The sequence below is a fragment of the Pseudomonas mucoides genome (genome assembly GCF_015461845.1).
GTDB classification, from domain to species: Bacteria; Pseudomonadota; Gammaproteobacteria; order Pseudomonadales; family Pseudomonadaceae; genus Aquipseudomonas; species Aquipseudomonas mucoides.
Map to the genome: position 1 here is coordinate 283,377 of NZ_JACOPW010000001.1, position 15,442 is coordinate 298,818.

At 59.6% G+C, this 15,442-nt stretch carries 14 protein-coding genes; 7 read left to right on the forward strand and 7 right to left on the reverse strand.

The features are described 5' to 3' along the window. The first annotated feature begins 63 nt into the window (after positions 1 to 63). Positions 64 to 1,557, forward strand: a complete 1,494-nt coding sequence (locus H8F22_RS01350; RefSeq protein ID WP_194939668.1) for a hypothetical protein — start codon at positions 64 to 66, stop codon at positions 1,555 to 1,557. Between the two features lie 142 nt (positions 1,558 to 1,699). Here the strand turns inward: H8F22_RS01350 and H8F22_RS01355 are convergent, their stop codons facing one another. The 4 genes from H8F22_RS01355 to H8F22_RS01370 form a co-directional block, all read right to left on the reverse strand. Continuing rightward, positions 1,700 to 2,248, reverse strand: a complete 549-nt coding sequence (locus H8F22_RS01355; RefSeq protein ID WP_007946335.1) for a cupin domain-containing protein — start codon at positions 2,246 to 2,248, stop codon at positions 1,700 to 1,702. 395 nt (positions 2,249 to 2,643) lie between these two features. Beyond that, complete coding sequence (locus tag H8F22_RS01360; protein ID WP_172825908.1) at positions 2,644 to 3,942, reverse strand: NAD(P)/FAD-dependent oxidoreductase; 1,299 nt, start codon at positions 3,940 to 3,942, stop codon at positions 2,644 to 2,646. A gap of 57 nt (positions 3,943 to 3,999) precedes the next feature. Next, entirely contained in the window at positions 4,000 to 5,490 is a 1,491-nt protein-coding gene (locus tag H8F22_RS01365; RefSeq protein WP_059181066.1) for an aldehyde dehydrogenase, read from the reverse strand. A 205-nt stretch (positions 5,491 to 5,695) separates the two neighbouring features. Continuing rightward, positions 5,696 to 7,072 carry a glutamine synthetase family protein gene (locus H8F22_RS01370; protein ID WP_027925281.1) on the reverse strand — a complete coding sequence of 459 codons (1,377 nt, stop codon included), beginning with the start codon at positions 7,070 to 7,072 and terminating at the stop codon, positions 5,696 to 5,698. Positions 7,073 to 7,356: 284 nt separating this feature from the next. On the opposite strand from H8F22_RS01370, the gene H8F22_RS01375 reads away from it, so the two are divergent. From H8F22_RS01375 to H8F22_RS01395, 5 genes are all read left to right on the forward strand, one after another. Next, positions 7,357 to 8,118, forward strand: a complete 762-nt coding sequence (locus tag H8F22_RS01375; protein ID WP_027925280.1) for a gamma-glutamyl-gamma-aminobutyrate hydrolase family protein — start codon at positions 7,357 to 7,359, stop codon at positions 8,116 to 8,118. A 367-nt stretch (positions 8,119 to 8,485) separates the two neighbouring features. After that, a complete protein-coding gene (gene potA, locus H8F22_RS01380) occupies positions 8,486 to 9,628 on the forward strand; it encodes a polyamine ABC transporter ATP-binding protein (protein ID WP_027925279.1) in 1,143 nt (380 codons plus the stop codon). A gap of 29 nt (positions 9,629 to 9,657) precedes the next feature. Then, entirely contained in the window at positions 9,658 to 10,539 is an 882-nt protein-coding gene (locus H8F22_RS01385; RefSeq protein ID WP_170219144.1) for an ABC transporter permease subunit, read from the forward strand. After that, positions 10,536 to 11,420, forward strand: a complete 885-nt coding sequence (locus H8F22_RS01390; RefSeq protein WP_027925277.1) for an ABC transporter permease subunit — start codon at positions 10,536 to 10,538, stop codon at positions 11,418 to 11,420. Before H8F22_RS01385 ends, H8F22_RS01390 begins: the two co-directional genes overlap by 4 nt. Positions 11,421 to 11,506: 86 nt before the next feature. Continuing rightward, complete coding sequence (locus tag H8F22_RS01395) at positions 11,507 to 12,604, forward strand: polyamine ABC transporter substrate-binding protein (RefSeq protein WP_059181068.1); 1,098 nt, start codon at positions 11,507 to 11,509, stop codon at positions 12,602 to 12,604. Between the two features lie 256 nt (positions 12,605 to 12,860). Here H8F22_RS01395 and thpR read toward each other — a convergent pair whose 3' ends face one another. Next, entirely contained in the window at positions 12,861 to 13,400 is a 540-nt protein-coding gene (gene thpR / locus H8F22_RS01400) for an RNA 2',3'-cyclic phosphodiesterase (protein ID WP_027925275.1), read from the reverse strand. Positions 13,401 to 13,461: 61 nt separating this feature from the next. Here thpR and H8F22_RS01405 point away from each other — a divergent pair, with 61 nt between their 5' ends. After that, complete coding sequence (locus H8F22_RS01405; protein ID WP_027925274.1) at positions 13,462 to 13,656, forward strand: PIN domain-containing protein; 195 nt, start codon at positions 13,462 to 13,464, stop codon at positions 13,654 to 13,656. 15 nt (positions 13,657 to 13,671) lie between these two features. On the opposite strand, the gene H8F22_RS01410 is transcribed toward H8F22_RS01405, so the two are convergent. Next, a complete protein-coding gene (locus H8F22_RS01410) occupies positions 13,672 to 14,025 on the reverse strand; it encodes a DUF1428 domain-containing protein (protein ID WP_059181069.1) in 354 nt (117 codons plus the stop codon). A gap of 2 nt (positions 14,026 to 14,027) precedes the next feature. Further along, positions 14,028 to 15,113: a hypothetical protein gene (locus H8F22_RS01415; protein WP_194939669.1), complete on the reverse strand. Its 1,086-nt coding sequence runs from the start codon at positions 15,111 to 15,113 to the stop codon at positions 14,028 to 14,030. Positions 15,114 to 15,442: the final 329 nt, after the last annotated feature.

Below are 15,442 nucleotides of genomic sequence, written 5' to 3' on the forward strand. Positions count from 1 at the left end.
CAGCATCGGCGTCCTTTTGGCAGCCAGCACTCATGTTAATATGCCACCACCCAATCATAATCAATGAAGTACACCCGCATGGACGCCACACCCCACCCTTTCAGCCTTTTTTCACTGCTGACCGCTGCTTTGATCCTCTCTGGATGCCAAGCGACAAAGCCCGCGTCCGCTCAAACCACAACACCTGAGGTCCAGCCGGGCCTGGCGGTTTTCAAGAGTGTGATACTCGAGAAACCCGAGCCGAATTCGATCGTGCGAGAGGGAGACCGGATCACCTATTTAGTGGCTTCGTCCCCAAGTCCGGAACGCCACTATCTGGCACGTTTCGACGCCAACTGCAGCGAGCCCGATGCGCAAATGGCTTACCGCAGCAAAAGGGGAATGTCTCGATTCTCCGACAACCCGAGGGGGCGTTCGCAGGAGTCCTGGCAATTACCGGCTGAACAAAAGAGCCAGTATCTGCAAAGTGCGCAGTTGAAGCAGGTGTGTGCCCAGACCGCACCTCCTCAATGGCGCATGTTCTCTGCCCCCGAGCATCAGGATTGGCAGATGATCGACCGCAGCAGCCTGAACGTGAAAGGTGATGAGGTAACTTTCTGGACAGCTCGGGTACTGCCCGGCGAGAGCTTGGTGCCCGGCAAAAACGTCTTGTATGGGCAGGTACGCCAGCGGTGGACAGCCAACTGCGCCCTGCAACAACTGACCGCGTTAAGTCATTTCTACCTGGATACTCACAGTCGTGTGCTCGCTGGCAGCGTGCAGACAGATCTCAAAGCCATCGGCTCGCAAAGCCTCACAGCCGATGAGCGTCAGTTGGTTCAGGTGGCCTGCGGCAAACCGCAATCGCTGGACCAATACAAACCATTTGAAGGGCGCGAACAGTCGCCCTTCGAATCACCGGTCCCTGTCGTTGCCGCCCCGGTGTTGAAGGCCATCGAGGCATTGAATATGCCCAAACCGCAGAAAAGCATTCAGCAGCTACGCCGGGTGTTTAAAGACAACTCCGAGCCAAGACAGTATTCCGATGAAGCGGTACGGCTCAACGGGCGTGACTCGACATACCTTTTGGGCGAGGCGGGAAATCAACTGACGGAGCGTTATGAAGACCGACGCGGTCAGTGGGTCAAAGCCACGTTCCGAGGACTGATTACCCTGGCTGAAAGTGAATTCAGCAATCGTGCAGGAGAGATAACGATTGAGGATAAGGCGCTGACGAACCTCAGCTTCGAGGGCGATTGGGCGCACATGCCGGTCGGCGCCCTCCTGCGATACACGGCGCAGGATATGCAGATGCTTTATACCAACGGCGGGAAAGGTCCCAGAGCCTTGGTGCCGGTCGACAACCGATTCAGCTGTGAGGTGCAGTCGCAGAAACCCGCCAGCGCGTATCACCCGAGTTTGACCGGGAGTGCCAAGCTACTCAGCTGCACCCAAGATACCTACCAATACGGCACCAACATTTACGTCTACCTCGAAACGTATGGAATGTTTGTGCCGTTCCAATACGTCACACGGAACGTGCAGGGCGAATGGACGATCGAGGTTGTAAAAATTTGAGCTGACTGGCCGTTCGAAATAAGGGAACAGATCTGTGTATTCAAATAGATCTGTCACCTTTTCCCAGTCACCTTTTCCGTCTCCTTTTCCGTCTGCGGACGCAGCCTTCGGCAGCTGCTACAGGGTTGCGTCCGTTTTGAGATTAGAAGTTGGCTGGAGTGTTGGCGCTGATGATTTCCGCTTCATCCTGGCCGATGTTGCGAAACTTGTGCGGCAGGGTTGTCGGGAAGTAGTAGCCGTCGCCGGCGTTGAGCACACTGATTTGGCCGTCCACGGTCAACTCAACCGTCCCCCGCGTAACCAACCCACACTCCTCCCCTTCCGAATGCACAATCGGCTCTTCCCCCGAGCTCGCCCCAGGCGCGTACTGCTCACGCAACAACCGCATCTGCCGACTCGGCACCGAAGCGCCAATCAGCAGCAACCGCAGCCCATGACGGCCGAGATCCGGCTGTTCGTTGGCGCGGAACACGTATTGGTGCTCACGCGGCGGCTGATCAAAGGTAAAGAAGTCCGCCAAAGACATGGGAATGCCTTCGAGCAGTTTTTTGAGCGAGCTGACGGAGGGACTGACGCGATTTTGTTCGATCAGGGAGATGGTGGCATTGGTGACGCCGCTACGCCGGGCCAGCTCGCGCTGGGACAGTTTGTAGCTTTCGCGTACTAGTTTGAGTCGTGAGCCCGTGTCCATGACAGCCTTATGCGAAGAATACTTAAGGGTTATGGGGGTGGATGGCGGGCGACTTTTGGCCGCGAAAGTACCGCTTCCCTGTCCCGGAAATGTGAAAGGCGGGTATTAAATCACGTTTGGTGGTGTTGCTCAGCAGGTTCGATGAATGGGTGGGTGAAAAGGTTGTTTGGGCCTGAAATCAGGGTGTTTGGTTGGGGTTGATGGTGGCTGGTCGGGCCTCATCGCGGGCAAGCCCGCTCCCACAGGGTTCTGTGGCGACCGCAAAACTTGTGATCGACCGGGATCAACTTGTGGGAGCGGGCTTGCCCGCGATTGCGGTGTGTCAGCCGACCTCAATGGTGGCTGATTTGGCGTCATCGCGGGCAAGCCCGCTCCCGCAGGTTTTGCAGCGTTTATCAGATGCCGAACCGATCGCGCAGCGCGTAGTACGCGGCGCCCATGGCGGTGAGCGGGGCCTGGAAGGTGCGGCCGCCGATCATTGGCATGTGCGGTAGCGAAGCGAACGCGTCGAAGCGTTCGGCGTCGCCGCGGATCATTTCCGAGATCAGTTTGCCGGCCAGGTGCGAGCAGGTGACGCCGTGGCCGCTGTAGCCTTGCATGTAGTAGGCGTTTTTCTCGATGCGGCCGAACTGCGGCATGCGCGACATGGTCAGCAGGAAGTTGCCGGTCCAGCGGTAGTCGATTTTCACGTCCTTGAGTTGCGGGAAGGTCTTGAGGATTTTCGGGCGGATCAGTTGTTCAATGTCGTCCGGTTCGCGGGCGCCGTAGACCACACCGCCGCCGTACAGCAAACGGTTGTCGGCGGTGAGGCGGTAGTAGTCGAGCAGGTAGTTGCAGTCTTCGACGCAGTAGTTGTTTTTGATCAGGCTGCGCGCAACCTTTTCCGACAACGGTTCGGTGACGACGATTTGCGAGCCGCACGGCATGCTTTTGCTGGTCACGCGATTGTCGAGACCCTGCGGCAGGTAGGCGTTACCGGCGATCAGCAGGTACTTGGCCTTCACCACGCCTTTGGCGGTGCGCACGGTAATCGGTTCGCCGTAGGTGATTTCTACCGCGGCCGATTGTTCGTAGATTTTGCCGCCCAGGCCGATGATGGCCGAGGCTTCGCCGAGGGCCAGGTTCAGCGGGTGAATATGGCCGCCCTGCATGTCCAGCAGGCCGCCGACGTAGGCATCGGAACCGACTTCGCGCTTGATGTCCGCCGCGTCGAGCATTTTCAGGTTTTTGTTGCCGTAGCGTTCCCAGCTGCTTTTCTGCTCGGCCAGGCCTTTGAGCTGCTTCTTGTTCATCGCGGCAAAGATGCCGCCGGGCTTGTAGTCGCACTGGATGTCGTAGTGCTGTATGCGCTGACGAATGATGTCGGCGCCTTCGAAGATCATGCTGCCGAGGACTTCAGCGGTTTTGTCGCCGTAGCGTTCTTCGATGACATCGACGTCGCGGCTGTAGGAGTTGACCAGTTGGCCGCCGTTGCGACCGCTGGCGCCGAAACCGACTTTGGCGGCTTCGAGGACGGTCACGCTGTAGCCCGCTTCCGCGAGGAACAGGGCCGAGGACAAACCGGTGTAACCGGCGCCGATGATGCAGACGTCGCAGTCCACCGCTTGTTCGAGCACCGGGAAGTCGCCGGTGAAGTTACGGGTAGCGGCGTAGTAGCTGTTTACGTGGGTGTGTTTCACAGAATCTTGTTTCATAGCGTTCTCCGATGGCCACCGGCAGCGTGCCGGCGACCGTCGCTTTTTTTATAGGTATTAGAGCTTGATCCAGGTCGCTTTGAGCTCGGTGTATTTGTCGAACGCGTGCAGCGATTTGTCCCGACCGTTACCCGACTGCTTGTACCCGCCGAACGGCGCGGTCATGTCGCCACCGTCATACTGGTTGACCCAGACGCTGCCGGCGCGCAAGCCGCGCGCGAAGGTGTGGGCCTTGCTCAGGTTGCTGGTCCAGACGCCAGCGGCCAGGCCGAAGATGCTGTCGTTGGCAATCGCCAGCGCTTCTTCAGCGGTGTCGAAGGTGATCAGCGACAGCACCGGGCCGAAGATTTCTTCGCGGGCGATGGTCATGGCGTTGGTCACACCGTCGAAAATCGCCGGTTCCACGTACAGACCGCCGGTGCTTTCGAGGGTGCGGCTGCCGCCCGCGATCAGTTGCGCGCCCTGGTCTTTACCGACCTGGATGTAACGCAACACGTTGTCCAGTTGACGCTGGTCGACGACCGCGCCGACGGTGGTTTCCGGGTCCAGTGCGTGCCCCGGTTTCCAGGCTTGCAGCGCTTCCACCAACAGTGGAATGAACTGCTCGCGAATCGAACGCTCCACCAGCAGGCGCGAGCCCGCGGTGCAGACTTCGCCCTGGTTGAAGGCAATCGCGCCGGCTGCTGCTTGTGCGGCGGCGCGCAGGTCTGGCGCGTCGGCGAACACCACGTTCGGGCTCTTGCCGCCGGCTTCGAGCCAGACGCGTTTCATGTTGCTTTGCCCGGCGTAGATCATCAGTTGCTTGGCAATCGCGGTCGAGCCGGTGAAGGCCAGCACGTCGACGTCCATGTGCAACGCCAGCGCCTTGCCGACGGTGTGGCCGTAGCCCGGCAGAACGTTGAACACGCCTTTCGGAATGCCGGCGTCCAGCGCCAGTTGCGCAATGCGAATGGCGGTGAGCGGCGACTTTTCCGATGGCTTGAGGATGAACGAGTTGCCGGCAGCCAGTGCCGGGGCGAACTTCCAGCTGGCCATGATCAACGGGAAGTTCCACGGAACGATGGCCGCGACCACGCCCGCAGGTTCACGGGTGATGAGGCCGAGTTGATCGTGCGGGGTGGCGGCGACTTCGTCGTAGATCTTGTCGATGGCTTCGGCGCTCCAGCGGATCGCGTTGGCGGTCGCTGGGATGTCGATGTTCATCGAGTCGTTGATCGGCTTGCCCATGTCGAGGGTTTCGAGCAGGGCGAGTTCTTCCTGGTTGGCCAGGATCAGGTCGGCAAAGCGAATCAGGGTGCGCTTGCGCTCGGCCGGGGCGAGGTTGGCCCAGATGCCGGATTCAAACGTGCGGCGCGCGACGGCGACGGCCGCATTGGCGTCGGCTTCGTCGGTGCTGGCGACGTTGGCCAGGAAGCGGCCGTCGACCGGGCTCATGCACTCAAAGGTGTCGCCGCTGAGTGCCGGGCAGTATTGGCCGTCGATGAATGCACGGGCTTCGATGGTGAGGGACTGGAAGCGTTGTTCCCAGTCGCTGCGAGTGTTTGTCATGGTTGTGACTCGACGCAGAGGAATAAGTATTTGTTGGGTATCAGTACACCGCAGATCCCTGTGGCAGCGGGTTTGCCCGCGATAGCGACGGGTCAGGCGACATCAATGGAGACTGTGATGACGCTATCGCGGGCAAGCCCGCTCCCACAGGGTTTGGCGGTGCACACAGGTTTTGTGTACACCCCCTCACCCGGGTTTTGCCCCATCAAACCGTGTGCAGGTACCAGTTGTACTCAAGGTCGGAAATGGAGTTCTCGAACTCGGCCAGCTCGCTTTCCTTGCACGCCACGAACACGTCGATGTACAGCGGGTCGATGTAACGGGCCATGACTTCGCTGTCGTCCAGCTCGCGCAGTGCATCGCGCAGGTTGTTCGGCAGGCTTTGTTCGTTCTGCTCGTAGCTGTTGCCTTCCACCGGGGCGCCCGGCTCGATCTGGTTGGTCAGGCCGTGGTGAATACCGGCCAGCACCGAGGCCATCAACAGGTACGGGTTGGCGTCGGCACCCGCAACGCGGTGTTCGATTCGCACCGAGTCCGGCGAACCGGTTGGCACACGCACCGCCACGGTACGGTTGTCGATGCCCCAGCTCGGGGAGTTCGGCACGTAGAACTGCGCACCAAAACGACGGTACGAGTTGACGTTCGGGCAGAGGAACGCCATCTGCGCCGGCAGGGTCTCGAGCACACCGCCGATCGCGTGTCGCAGCGCGGCGTTCTGCTCGGGATCCTCGCTGGCAAAGATGTTGTTGCCTTCTTTGTCGAGAATCGAAATGTGCACGTGCAAACCGTTGCCCGCCTGACCCGGATAGGGCTTGGCCATAAACGTGGTGTCCATCTCGTGGTCGTAGGCGATGTTCTTCACCAGACGCTTGAGCAACACCGCGTAGTCGCAGGCCTTGATCGGGTCGGAGACGTGATGCAGGTTGACTTCGAACTGCGCCGGGGCGCTTTCCTTGACGATGGCGTCGGCAGGAATGCCCTGCTCTTTCGCGCCTTCGAGGATGTCTTGCAGACAGTCGACGTATTCGTCGAGGTCGTCGATCAGATACACCTGGGTCGACACCGGACGCTTGCCCGATACCGGGGAACGTGGCGATTGTGGACGACCGTTCACGTTGTCCTGGTCGATCAGATAAAACTCGAGTTCGAAGGCTGCGCAGATGGTCAGGCCCAGGTCATCGAACTTGCGCACGATATTGGCCAACACTTCTCGCGGGTCGGCAAAGAACGGCTGGCCTTCGAGTTCGTGCATGGTCATCAGCAATTGAGCGGTTGGGCGCTTCTGCCACGGCTCAATGCTGAGGGTGCCGGGGATGGGGAAGCAGATTCGGTCAGAGTCGCCGATGTCCAGACCCAGGCCGGTGCTTTCCACCGTGGAACCGTTGATGTCCAGAGCAAACAGGGACGCCGGCAGGTTAATGCCTTTTTCGTAGACCTTATGAAGACTGGTGCGCTCGATGCGCTTGCCGCGCACCACGCCGTTCATATCCGCAATCAGAAGGTCGACGTACAAAACCTCAGGATATTTCTTAAGGAATGCGTTTGCTTCGTTGAGTTGAACGGCACGCAGAGGGACCGACATGATGCACCTATTTTTTAGCTGTTAATTATTATGTTCACTACCCTTTCACGAGCCCAGTCAACCCGAACGGCAAAGTGAAGTCAATAGCGAACACTTGCCCCTTCAACCTTTATTTTCGGGCCTTTTTAGGGGACGAGAGTGCCAGATCAGCCTTGAGCACCGCGTAAACGCTGAGGATCAGACGTGCGGCGTTTAGAATTTTTTACATGAGAGTTGTTAATTAAAATCAACAAGGCTAAGCTCCGGAAAAGCTCGTTCAAGTGTGAAACTTCGAGGTGATAAAAATGGCATTCAAGCCATTGATCGGCGTTACTGCATGCGTCAAACAGATTGGCCTGCACCCCTACCACATCAGCGGCGACAAGTACTTGCGTGCTGTCAGCGTCGCGGCGCTGGGGCTGCCTGTGGTCATCCCTTCCTTAGGCGAATTGACTGAAATCGAAGATGTGCTCGCCCATCTCGACGGTCTGCTGCTGACCGGCTCCCCTTCGAATGTGGAACCTTTCCACTATCAAGGCCCGGCCAGCGCTCCCGGCACGGATCACGATCCGGCGCGGGATGCCACGACCCTTCCTTTATTACGTGCGGCCATTGCGGCTGGCGTGCCGGTGCTCGGCATCTGCCGGGGCTTCCAGGAAATGAACGTGGCGTTTGGTGGCAGCCTGCACCAGAAGGTCCACGAACTGCCGGGCATGCTCGACCACCGCGAAGCGGACAGTCCTGAGCTGGCGGTGCAATACGCACCGGCGCATGCGGTGACCGTGCAACCGGGCGGTGTGTTCGAAGCGCTGGAGTTGCCAGTCGAGTTCAGGGTCAATTCGATTCACAGCCAGGGCATCGACAGACTCGCCCCCGGCCTGCGTGCCGAAGCGATTGCGCCGGACGGTTTGATCGAGGCGATCTCGGTGGAGCACAGCCCGACGTTTGCCGTCGGCGTGCAATGGCACCCGGAATGGCAGGTGCTCACCCATCCTCCTTACTTGAGTATTTTCCAGGCGTTCGGCGATGCGTGCCGGCGACGGGCCGCGCTGCGTAAAAGCCGCTGACTCAAGACACAAACAACCGATTACTGCCCCCGCGAGTCAGACGGGCGTGCCTTCGCGCGCCCGCCCCTCGCGACAGCAACACACTGCGATAACAACAAGTACTACCAGGCAGCCAGGACGGCGGCGCCGAATAAGCCCAGGCCGGGCGATACCAGTGAAGCAGGTGAAAATCCCTGTGGGAGCGGGCTTGCCCGCGAATGCGGTGTATCAGGTAACGATGATGTCGCCTGACACACCGCCATCGCGGGCAAGCCCGCTCCCACAGGGGGCACTGCCGAATTCACTGACTTCGCACGGCTCAGGCTTGCAATCAACTATTAAGTCAGGCCGCGTTGGCCCGACGACTGAAACCTGTTGGGAGTTTCACATGGCAAACGCCTCCAGCATTTACAGGAAGGCTCTTGAAGGTCACCAGACATCGAAAAAGGTGTTGGTGAAAGTCGACCGCGTCACCAAGAAATTCGACGAAACCTGCGCAGTAGACGATGTCTCGCTCGAGATTCATCAAGGCGAGATCTTCGCCCTGCTCGGCGGTTCCGGTTCCGGCAAATCGACCCTGCTGCGCATGCTTGCAGGCTTCGAGCGCCCGACCGAGGGGCGGATTTTCCTCGACGGCGTGGACATCACCGACATGCCGCCGTACGAGCGACCGATCAACATGATGTTCCAGTCGTACGCCTTGTTCCCGCACATGACCGTGGCGCAGAACATTGCCTTCGGCCTCAAGCAGGACCGTTTGCCCGCCAGCGAAATCGACGCCCGCGTTGAAGAAATGCTGCGCCTGGTGCACATGACCCAATACGCCAAGCGCAAACCGCATCAACTGTCCGGCGGTCAGCGTCAGCGTGTGGCCCTCGCCCGCTCCCTGGCCAAGCGTCCGAAGCTGTTGCTGCTCGACGAACCGATGGGTGCACTGGATAAAAAACTGCGTTCACAGATGCAACTGGAGCTGGTGGAAATCATCGAGCGCGTCGGCGTGACGTGCGTGATGGTGACCCACGACCAGGAAGAGGCCATGACCATGGCCCAGCGCATCGCAATCATGCACCTGGGCTGGATTGCGCAAATCGGCAGCCCGGTCGACATCTATGAAGCACCGGTCAGCCGCATGGTCTGCGAGTTCATCGGCAACGTGAACGCCTTCGACGGCACCGTGGTGGAAGACCTTGAAGGTCACGCGATCATCCACAGCCCGGACCTCGAGCAGAAGATTTACGTCGGTCACGGCGTCAGCACCTCGGTGCAGGACAAGTCGATCACCTACGCCATCCGCCCGGAAAAAATGCTGCTCAGCACGGTCAAGCCCGAGAACCGCTACAACTGGTCCCAAGGCAAAGTGCATGACATCGCCTACCTCGGCGGTCACTCGGTGTTCTACGTTGAATTGCCAAGCGGCAAAGTCGTGCAGTCGTTCATGGCCAACGCCGAACGCCGTGGCGCGCGTCCGACCTGGGATGACACCGTCTATGTGTGGTGGGAAGACGACAGCGGCGTGGTACTGCGCTCATGAAAACACTCAATCAGCAGTTCATGCGGCTGATGCCGAGTGGTCGAAAGCTCGTCATCGGGGTTCCTTTCCTGTGGCTGTGCCTGTTTTTCCTGTTGCCGTTCTTCCTGGTGATGAAGATCAGCTTCTCGGAAGCGGCGCTGGCCATTCCTCCTTACTCGGAGATTTACACCTACGCCGAACAGAAGTTTCAGCTGTTCCTCAACGTCGGCAACTACCTGTTGCTGACCGACGATGAACTGTACCTCTCGGCCTACCTCGGCTCGTTGAAGGTCGCGTTTTTCAGCACGCTGATGTGCCTGGTGATCGGTTTCCCGATGGCCTACGCCATTACCAAGGCCAACAAGGAAACGCAAAACGTCCTGATGCTGTTGATCATGATGCCGACCTGGACCGCGATCCTGATCCGCGTTTACGCGTGGATGGGCATCCTCAGCAATAACGGCCTGCTCAATGCGTTTTTGATGTGGACCGGGCTGACCGATCACCCGATCGAGATCCTCAACACCAACACCGCCGTCTATATCGGCGTGGTGTATGCGTACCTGCCGTTCATGGTGTTGCCGCTGTACGCCAACCTGGTCAAGCACGATCAAAGCCTGCTGGAAGCGGGTTCGGACCTGGGGTCGAGCAACTTCAACAACTTCTGGAAAATCACCGTGCCGCTGGCCAAGAACGGCATCATCGCCGGCTGCATGCTGGTGTTCATTCCGGTGGTCGGTGAGTTCGTGATCCCGGAACTGCTGGGCGGCCCGGAAACCCTGATGATCGGTCGCGTGCTGTGGCAAGAGTTCTTCAACAACCGCGATTGGCCGGTGGCGTCTGCTCTGGCAGTGGTGATGCTGTTGATCCTGATTGTGCCGATTCTGCTGTTCAACCGCAGCCAGGCCAAAGAGATGGAGGCACGGGGATGAAACGTTTCGGTTTTTCAAAAATGATGCTGGTGTTCGGCCTGTCGTTTATCTACTTGCCGATGCTGATCCTGGTGATCTACTCGTTCAACGCCTCGAAACTGGTGACGGTGTGGGGTGGCTGGTCGTTCAAGTGGTACGCCGGCCTGCTCGACAACACGCAACTGATGGGCTCGGTGGTGCGCTCGCTGGAAATCGCCTGCTACACGGCGGTGGCCGCGGTCGCACTCGGTACGCTGGCGGCGTTTGTCCTGACGCGCGTTACGCGCTTCAAGGGTCGCACGCTGTTTGGCGGCCTGGTAACGGCGCCGCTGGTGATGCCGGAAGTGATCACCGGTCTGTCGTTGTTGCTGCTGTTCGTGGCGATGGCGCAGTTGATCGGCTGGCCGCAGGAACGTGGCATCGTCACGATCTGGATCGCCCACACGACGTTCTGTGCGGCGTATGTGGCGGTGGTGGTTTCCGCCCGTTTGCGTGAGCTGGACCTGTCCATCGAAGAAGCGGCCATGGACCTTGGGGCCAAGCCATTCAAGGTATTTTTCCTGATCACCATTCCGATGATCGCGCCATCGCTGGCGGCCGGCGGCATGATGTCGTTTGCCCTGTCGCTGGATGACCTGGTACTGGCGAGCTTCGTGTCGGGGCCGGGTTCGACGACCTTGCCGATGGAAGTGTTCTCGGCGGTGCGTCTGGGCGTGAAGCCTGAGATCAACGCCGTGGCCAGCCTGATTCTGCTCGCCGTTTCGATCGTGACCTTCATGGTCTGGTACTTCAGCCGCCGCGCTGAAGCCACCCGCAAACGTGCGATCCAGGAAGCGATGGACCAGACCGCGAGCGAATCGTGGCAGCAACCGAACAAGCAAATGGCTGGAGCAACGGCTTAATACCGTTGTTGAGTTAACTGTGGTGAGGGGGCTTGCGCCCTCGCCACAGGTTTTGTGTTCTAAATAAAAAGAATGGAGTTGTACCGATGAAAATGTTTGGCAGGACTCTGCTGACACTGTCCTTATTGGGCGCGATGGCTACCGGCGCCCAGGCCAATGACAAGGTACTGCGCGTCTACAACTGGTCGGATTACATCGCCCCGGACACCGTCAAGAAGTTCGAAGACGAGACCGGCATCCGCGTGACCTACGATGTGTTCGACAGCAATGAAACCCTTGAGGCACGCCTGCTCGCAGGCAAATCCGGCTACGACATTGTCGTGCCGTCCAACAGCTTCCTGGCCAAGCAGATCAAGGCTGGCGTCTATCAGACGCTGGACAAATCGAAGCTGACGAACTGGAAAAACCTCAACCCGGTCCTGCTGAAAAATGCGTCCGCCAGCGACCCGGATAACGCTCACGCCTTCCCGTACATGTGGGGCTCGATCGGCATCGGTTTCAACCCGGCCAAGGTCAAGGAAGTGCTCGGCGCCCATGCACCGACCAACTCCTGGGACTTGCTGTTCAAACCGGAAAACGCGGAAAAGCTCAAAGCCTGCGGTATCAGTTTCCTCGATTCGCCAACGGAAATGCTCCCGGCCGCCCTGCACTACCTGGGCTACCCGGTGAACTCGCAGGACAAGGGCCAGATCGCCGAAGCTGAAGCGCTGTTCATGAAGATTCGCCCTTCGGTGGCGTACTTCCATTCGTCGAAATACATCTCTGATCTCGCCAACGGCAACATCTGTGTGGCGGTCGGTTATTCCGGCGACGTCTTGCAAGCCAAGGCCCGCGCGCAGGAATCGGGTAACTCGGTGAAGATCGACTACAGCATCCCGAAAGAAGGCGCCGGCAGTTTCTATGACATGGTCGCCATTCCCCGGGACGCGGCGAACGTCGAGAACGCCTACCTGTTCATGAACTTCCTGATGCGCCCGGACATCATTGCCGAGATCACTAACAACATCGGCTACAGCAACGCCAACGCGGCGGCGACGCCGTTGGTGGATGAGGCGATTCGCGACGATCCGGGTTCGTATCCGCCGCAGGAGGTGATGGCGACGTTGTATGCAATTCCGGATATGCCGATCGGCATTCAGCGGGTGATGACCCGGGGCTGGACGCGGGTCAAGCTCGGGAAGTAATCGCTGAATGTGAGACCGCCATCGCGGGCAAGCCCGGCTCCCACAGGTTTCTGTGTCGGAACACGGGTTTGTGCACAACACCAGTCCCTGTGGGAGCCGGGCTTGCCCGCGATGAGGCCAGCACTCGCAACACAAGACTCAACCGTTTTCCGTTCCCGCAGCGCCTTACCACCGCTGCACGCTCCCTGCAGCAGAACGGCCTCACCTGGCTTCCTCGGTTAAGGTGAATTTGGGCGCCCTCCTCGGGCGCCTTTTTTTAGACGGGCACCAGCGGCCATTCGGCCAATGCCCGATAACGCCCCTTATGCGATTCAAACAGCACAAAACGATCCGCCCGCAGAAAAAAATCCGGCGGCGTCGCGGACTCAGGCACCGGCACCCGATAGTCACGCATCAAGGTCAAATGCGGCCGAAACTCCTTCGCCGTTTCCTCCAGCCCAAACGGCAACATCGCCTGTTCCAACGCATACACCAGCCGCAACAACTGCGGCGGCGCCTGCTCCGGCGCGAGCACCAACACCCCGGCCCTGCGCCACACATCCAGCCGATCAAGCAGCACGCTCAACGCCACACCCGGTACGTGAACCTTGGCCGCGGCCGTGCAGATATCGCCGATCTGCGCCACACCGACAGAACCCAAAAACAACAACGTCAGGTGAAAGTTATCCGCCGGAACCGGCCGGCCGCTGCGCAGTTCAAGTGCGCCGCGCCACTGGGCAATCGCCCTGCGTTGTTCGGGCGGGCAGTTCAGCGCAAAAAACAGCCGCTTGAGCGGTTCATGGGATTCGTCGTTCATGCCTGGCACCTCCTGACATGCACGTTATAGTTGAACCAACCGAAAACAACGGGAGGGGGCCATGCGGCAGATCATCAGCAAAGAGCCATGGTGGGCGATGCCACCGCAACCGGGGCAGGATGAGTCCGAGCTGGAATGGGGCTGGCTGGTTCACTATAGCGAAGGTGAGCCACGTTTCGAGTTCGTCAGGGAGCGGCCGACGGATGACGAAATCCGCCATCGCAAGAGTTGCCGGATCACCCCGAGCGCGGAGTGATCCGGGGAGGTTGTGTCAGGACTGGTAGAGGATGTTGAAGCCGCCGAAGATCATGCGCTGACCATCGAACGGCATTGAATTGACGTCCGGTTGCATGCGCGGGTCGGCCATCATTTTCTGCATGCCGGCATTGCGGGTCGACTTGTCGGGCCAGATGATCCAGGAAAACACCACGGTTTCGTCTGCCTTGAGTTTCACCGCCATCGGAAACGAGGTCACTTTGCCGTCCGGCACATCGTCGCCCCAGCATTCAACAATGCTCAAGGCGCCGTTCTCCTTAAAAATCGCACTGGTGATTTCGGCGTGCTTCTTGAATTGCTCGCGGTTGGCGGTCGGTACGGCAATCACACAGCCATCGACATAAGACATGGTCATTCTCCTGCGGGGGGTTGAGGGTCGGTCTGCTGGCTAGTCGATTGCGTCGGGTTCCAATCGACGTCACCGTCTGGCGAACCGACCGACGGTGGTGCGGCGCTCGCCGCCAGGTTGCCCTCGATCTGCCCCGCCATGTACAGCGTCCCCGCCATGACGCCGGTCGTCGGATTCTGCACCAGCTTCAGCCAGGCCTTGTCGAACGTGTTGCCCAGGCTGCTGCGAATCAGCGCCTCGCTGTCGGGCCGGTCGGCGGCTTGAATCAGTGCGCGAACCCCGGCCACGCCGACGGTGATCAAGCCCCCGGCCAGTTTCCCCGCCGCAGCGGCCACGGCGCTGGCGGCCCCACGCGGGGCCATTTCGGCTTCCATGCGCTGACTGGCACGTTTGGCCACGGGGGCCATGGCGGTGTCGGTCGAGCCAACGCCTTTGTCGCCGCCAGCCTTGTGGATCTTGTCGATCAGCGCCGCGTACGCCGGCAGCGAGTTCAAGGGGGCCGTATGGACGACCTGGTAGAGCGAGGCGTTACGCGCCGGCGGCGGTCCGAGGGCGATGGCGGGGATCTTCTGAATGCGCCCGTTGAGCTGGGCCATCGGTATGCCGTGACGTTTGGAAATTTTCTGCAGCTCTTCCTGAAGAATGTCCACGTAGAACGCCGTGGCCTGGCCGAGGATCGCATCGGGATCAATCTCGACCGCGACCGGCGCCAGCACCCGTTGCTGGTACTGCTCGAGCAAATACTCCGCCAGGCGCTTGGCCGAGGCATCCTGCTCGCCTTTGGCGCTGATGGTGTACCAGCTGACCTTCATCGACAGCCACTCCTGGGTCCAATAACTGCTGAACCAGGGGATGAAGTTTTCTTCGGTCAATTGGTAGACCCGTGTCCGCCAGTAGTCCATGGCCCCGCGCGAGTAGATTCGGGTCTGTTCGGTGGCTGATTGGGAGGCTTCGACGATTTCGCGATCCACCTGGTGCCACGTGCTGTCGGACACCACCACGACCACGTCCACCACGGGAGCACGCGCAGGCGTGGCGCAACCCGCCAACACCACCAACACGGCGACGATCAGCGAACGCAGGTTCAAGATCGCAGTTTCCTACAGTCGCCCCTGGGCAGAATGCCCGGAACTCACAGGCCTATTGATTTGAGTATAGGAGTCGGGGTTTGTTCGCTGGGTTGAGGGTGAACTTGAGCGCCTGCTCGCGATGGAGCCCGAAAGAACACCATCATTAATGTTGATATTCACCATCGCGACGAATGCCTTCCGCAATAAAACCGCCTGAAGCACCATCACTCCATCACAACGCTACGCCCACATCGGAGGGCCACATCATGTTGATCCATCTCCTGACCTGCCTGGCCCTGACGGCCGTTTCGCTGACCCTGTTTTCCCGCTTCTTCCTGGACATCGGT

What these genes read in the sequence shown, in the direction of transcription:
- H8F22_RS01350 (WP_194939668.1), top strand. Translation starts at nt 64, where the DNA reads ATGAAGTACACCCGCATGGACGCCACACCCCACCCTTTCAGCCTTTTT.
- H8F22_RS01355 (WP_007946335.1), bottom strand. Translation starts at nt 2,248, where the DNA reads ATGGACACGGGCTCACGACTCAAACTAGTACGCGAAAGCTACAAACTG.
- H8F22_RS01360 (WP_172825908.1), bottom strand. Translation starts at nt 3,942, where the DNA reads ATGAAACAAGATTCTGTGAAACACACCCACGTAAACAGCTACTACGCC.
- H8F22_RS01365 (WP_059181066.1), bottom strand. Translation starts at nt 5,490, where the DNA reads ATGACAAACACTCGCAGCGACTGGGAACAACGCTTCCAGTCCCTCACC.
- H8F22_RS01370 (WP_027925281.1), bottom strand. Translation starts at nt 7,072, where the DNA reads ATGTCGGTCCCTCTGCGTGCCGTTCAACTCAACGAAGCAAACGCATTC.
- H8F22_RS01375 (WP_027925280.1), top strand. Translation starts at nt 7,357, where the DNA reads ATGGCATTCAAGCCATTGATCGGCGTTACTGCATGCGTCAAACAGATT.
- potA (WP_027925279.1), top strand. Translation starts at nt 8,486, where the DNA reads ATGGCAAACGCCTCCAGCATTTACAGGAAGGCTCTTGAAGGTCACCAG.
- H8F22_RS01385 (WP_170219144.1), top strand. Translation starts at nt 9,658, where the DNA reads ATGCCGAGTGGTCGAAAGCTCGTCATCGGGGTTCCTTTCCTGTGGCTG.
- H8F22_RS01390 (WP_027925277.1), top strand. Translation starts at nt 10,536, where the DNA reads ATGAAACGTTTCGGTTTTTCAAAAATGATGCTGGTGTTCGGCCTGTCG.
- H8F22_RS01395 (WP_059181068.1), top strand. Translation starts at nt 11,507, where the DNA reads ATGAAAATGTTTGGCAGGACTCTGCTGACACTGTCCTTATTGGGCGCG.
- thpR (WP_027925275.1), bottom strand. Translation starts at nt 13,400, where the DNA reads ATGAACGACGAATCCCATGAACCGCTCAAGCGGCTGTTTTTTGCGCTG.
- H8F22_RS01405 (WP_027925274.1), top strand. Translation starts at nt 13,462, where the DNA reads ATGCGGCAGATCATCAGCAAAGAGCCATGGTGGGCGATGCCACCGCAA.
- H8F22_RS01410 (WP_059181069.1), bottom strand. Translation starts at nt 14,025, where the DNA reads ATGTCTTATGTCGATGGCTGTGTGATTGCCGTACCGACCGCCAACCGC.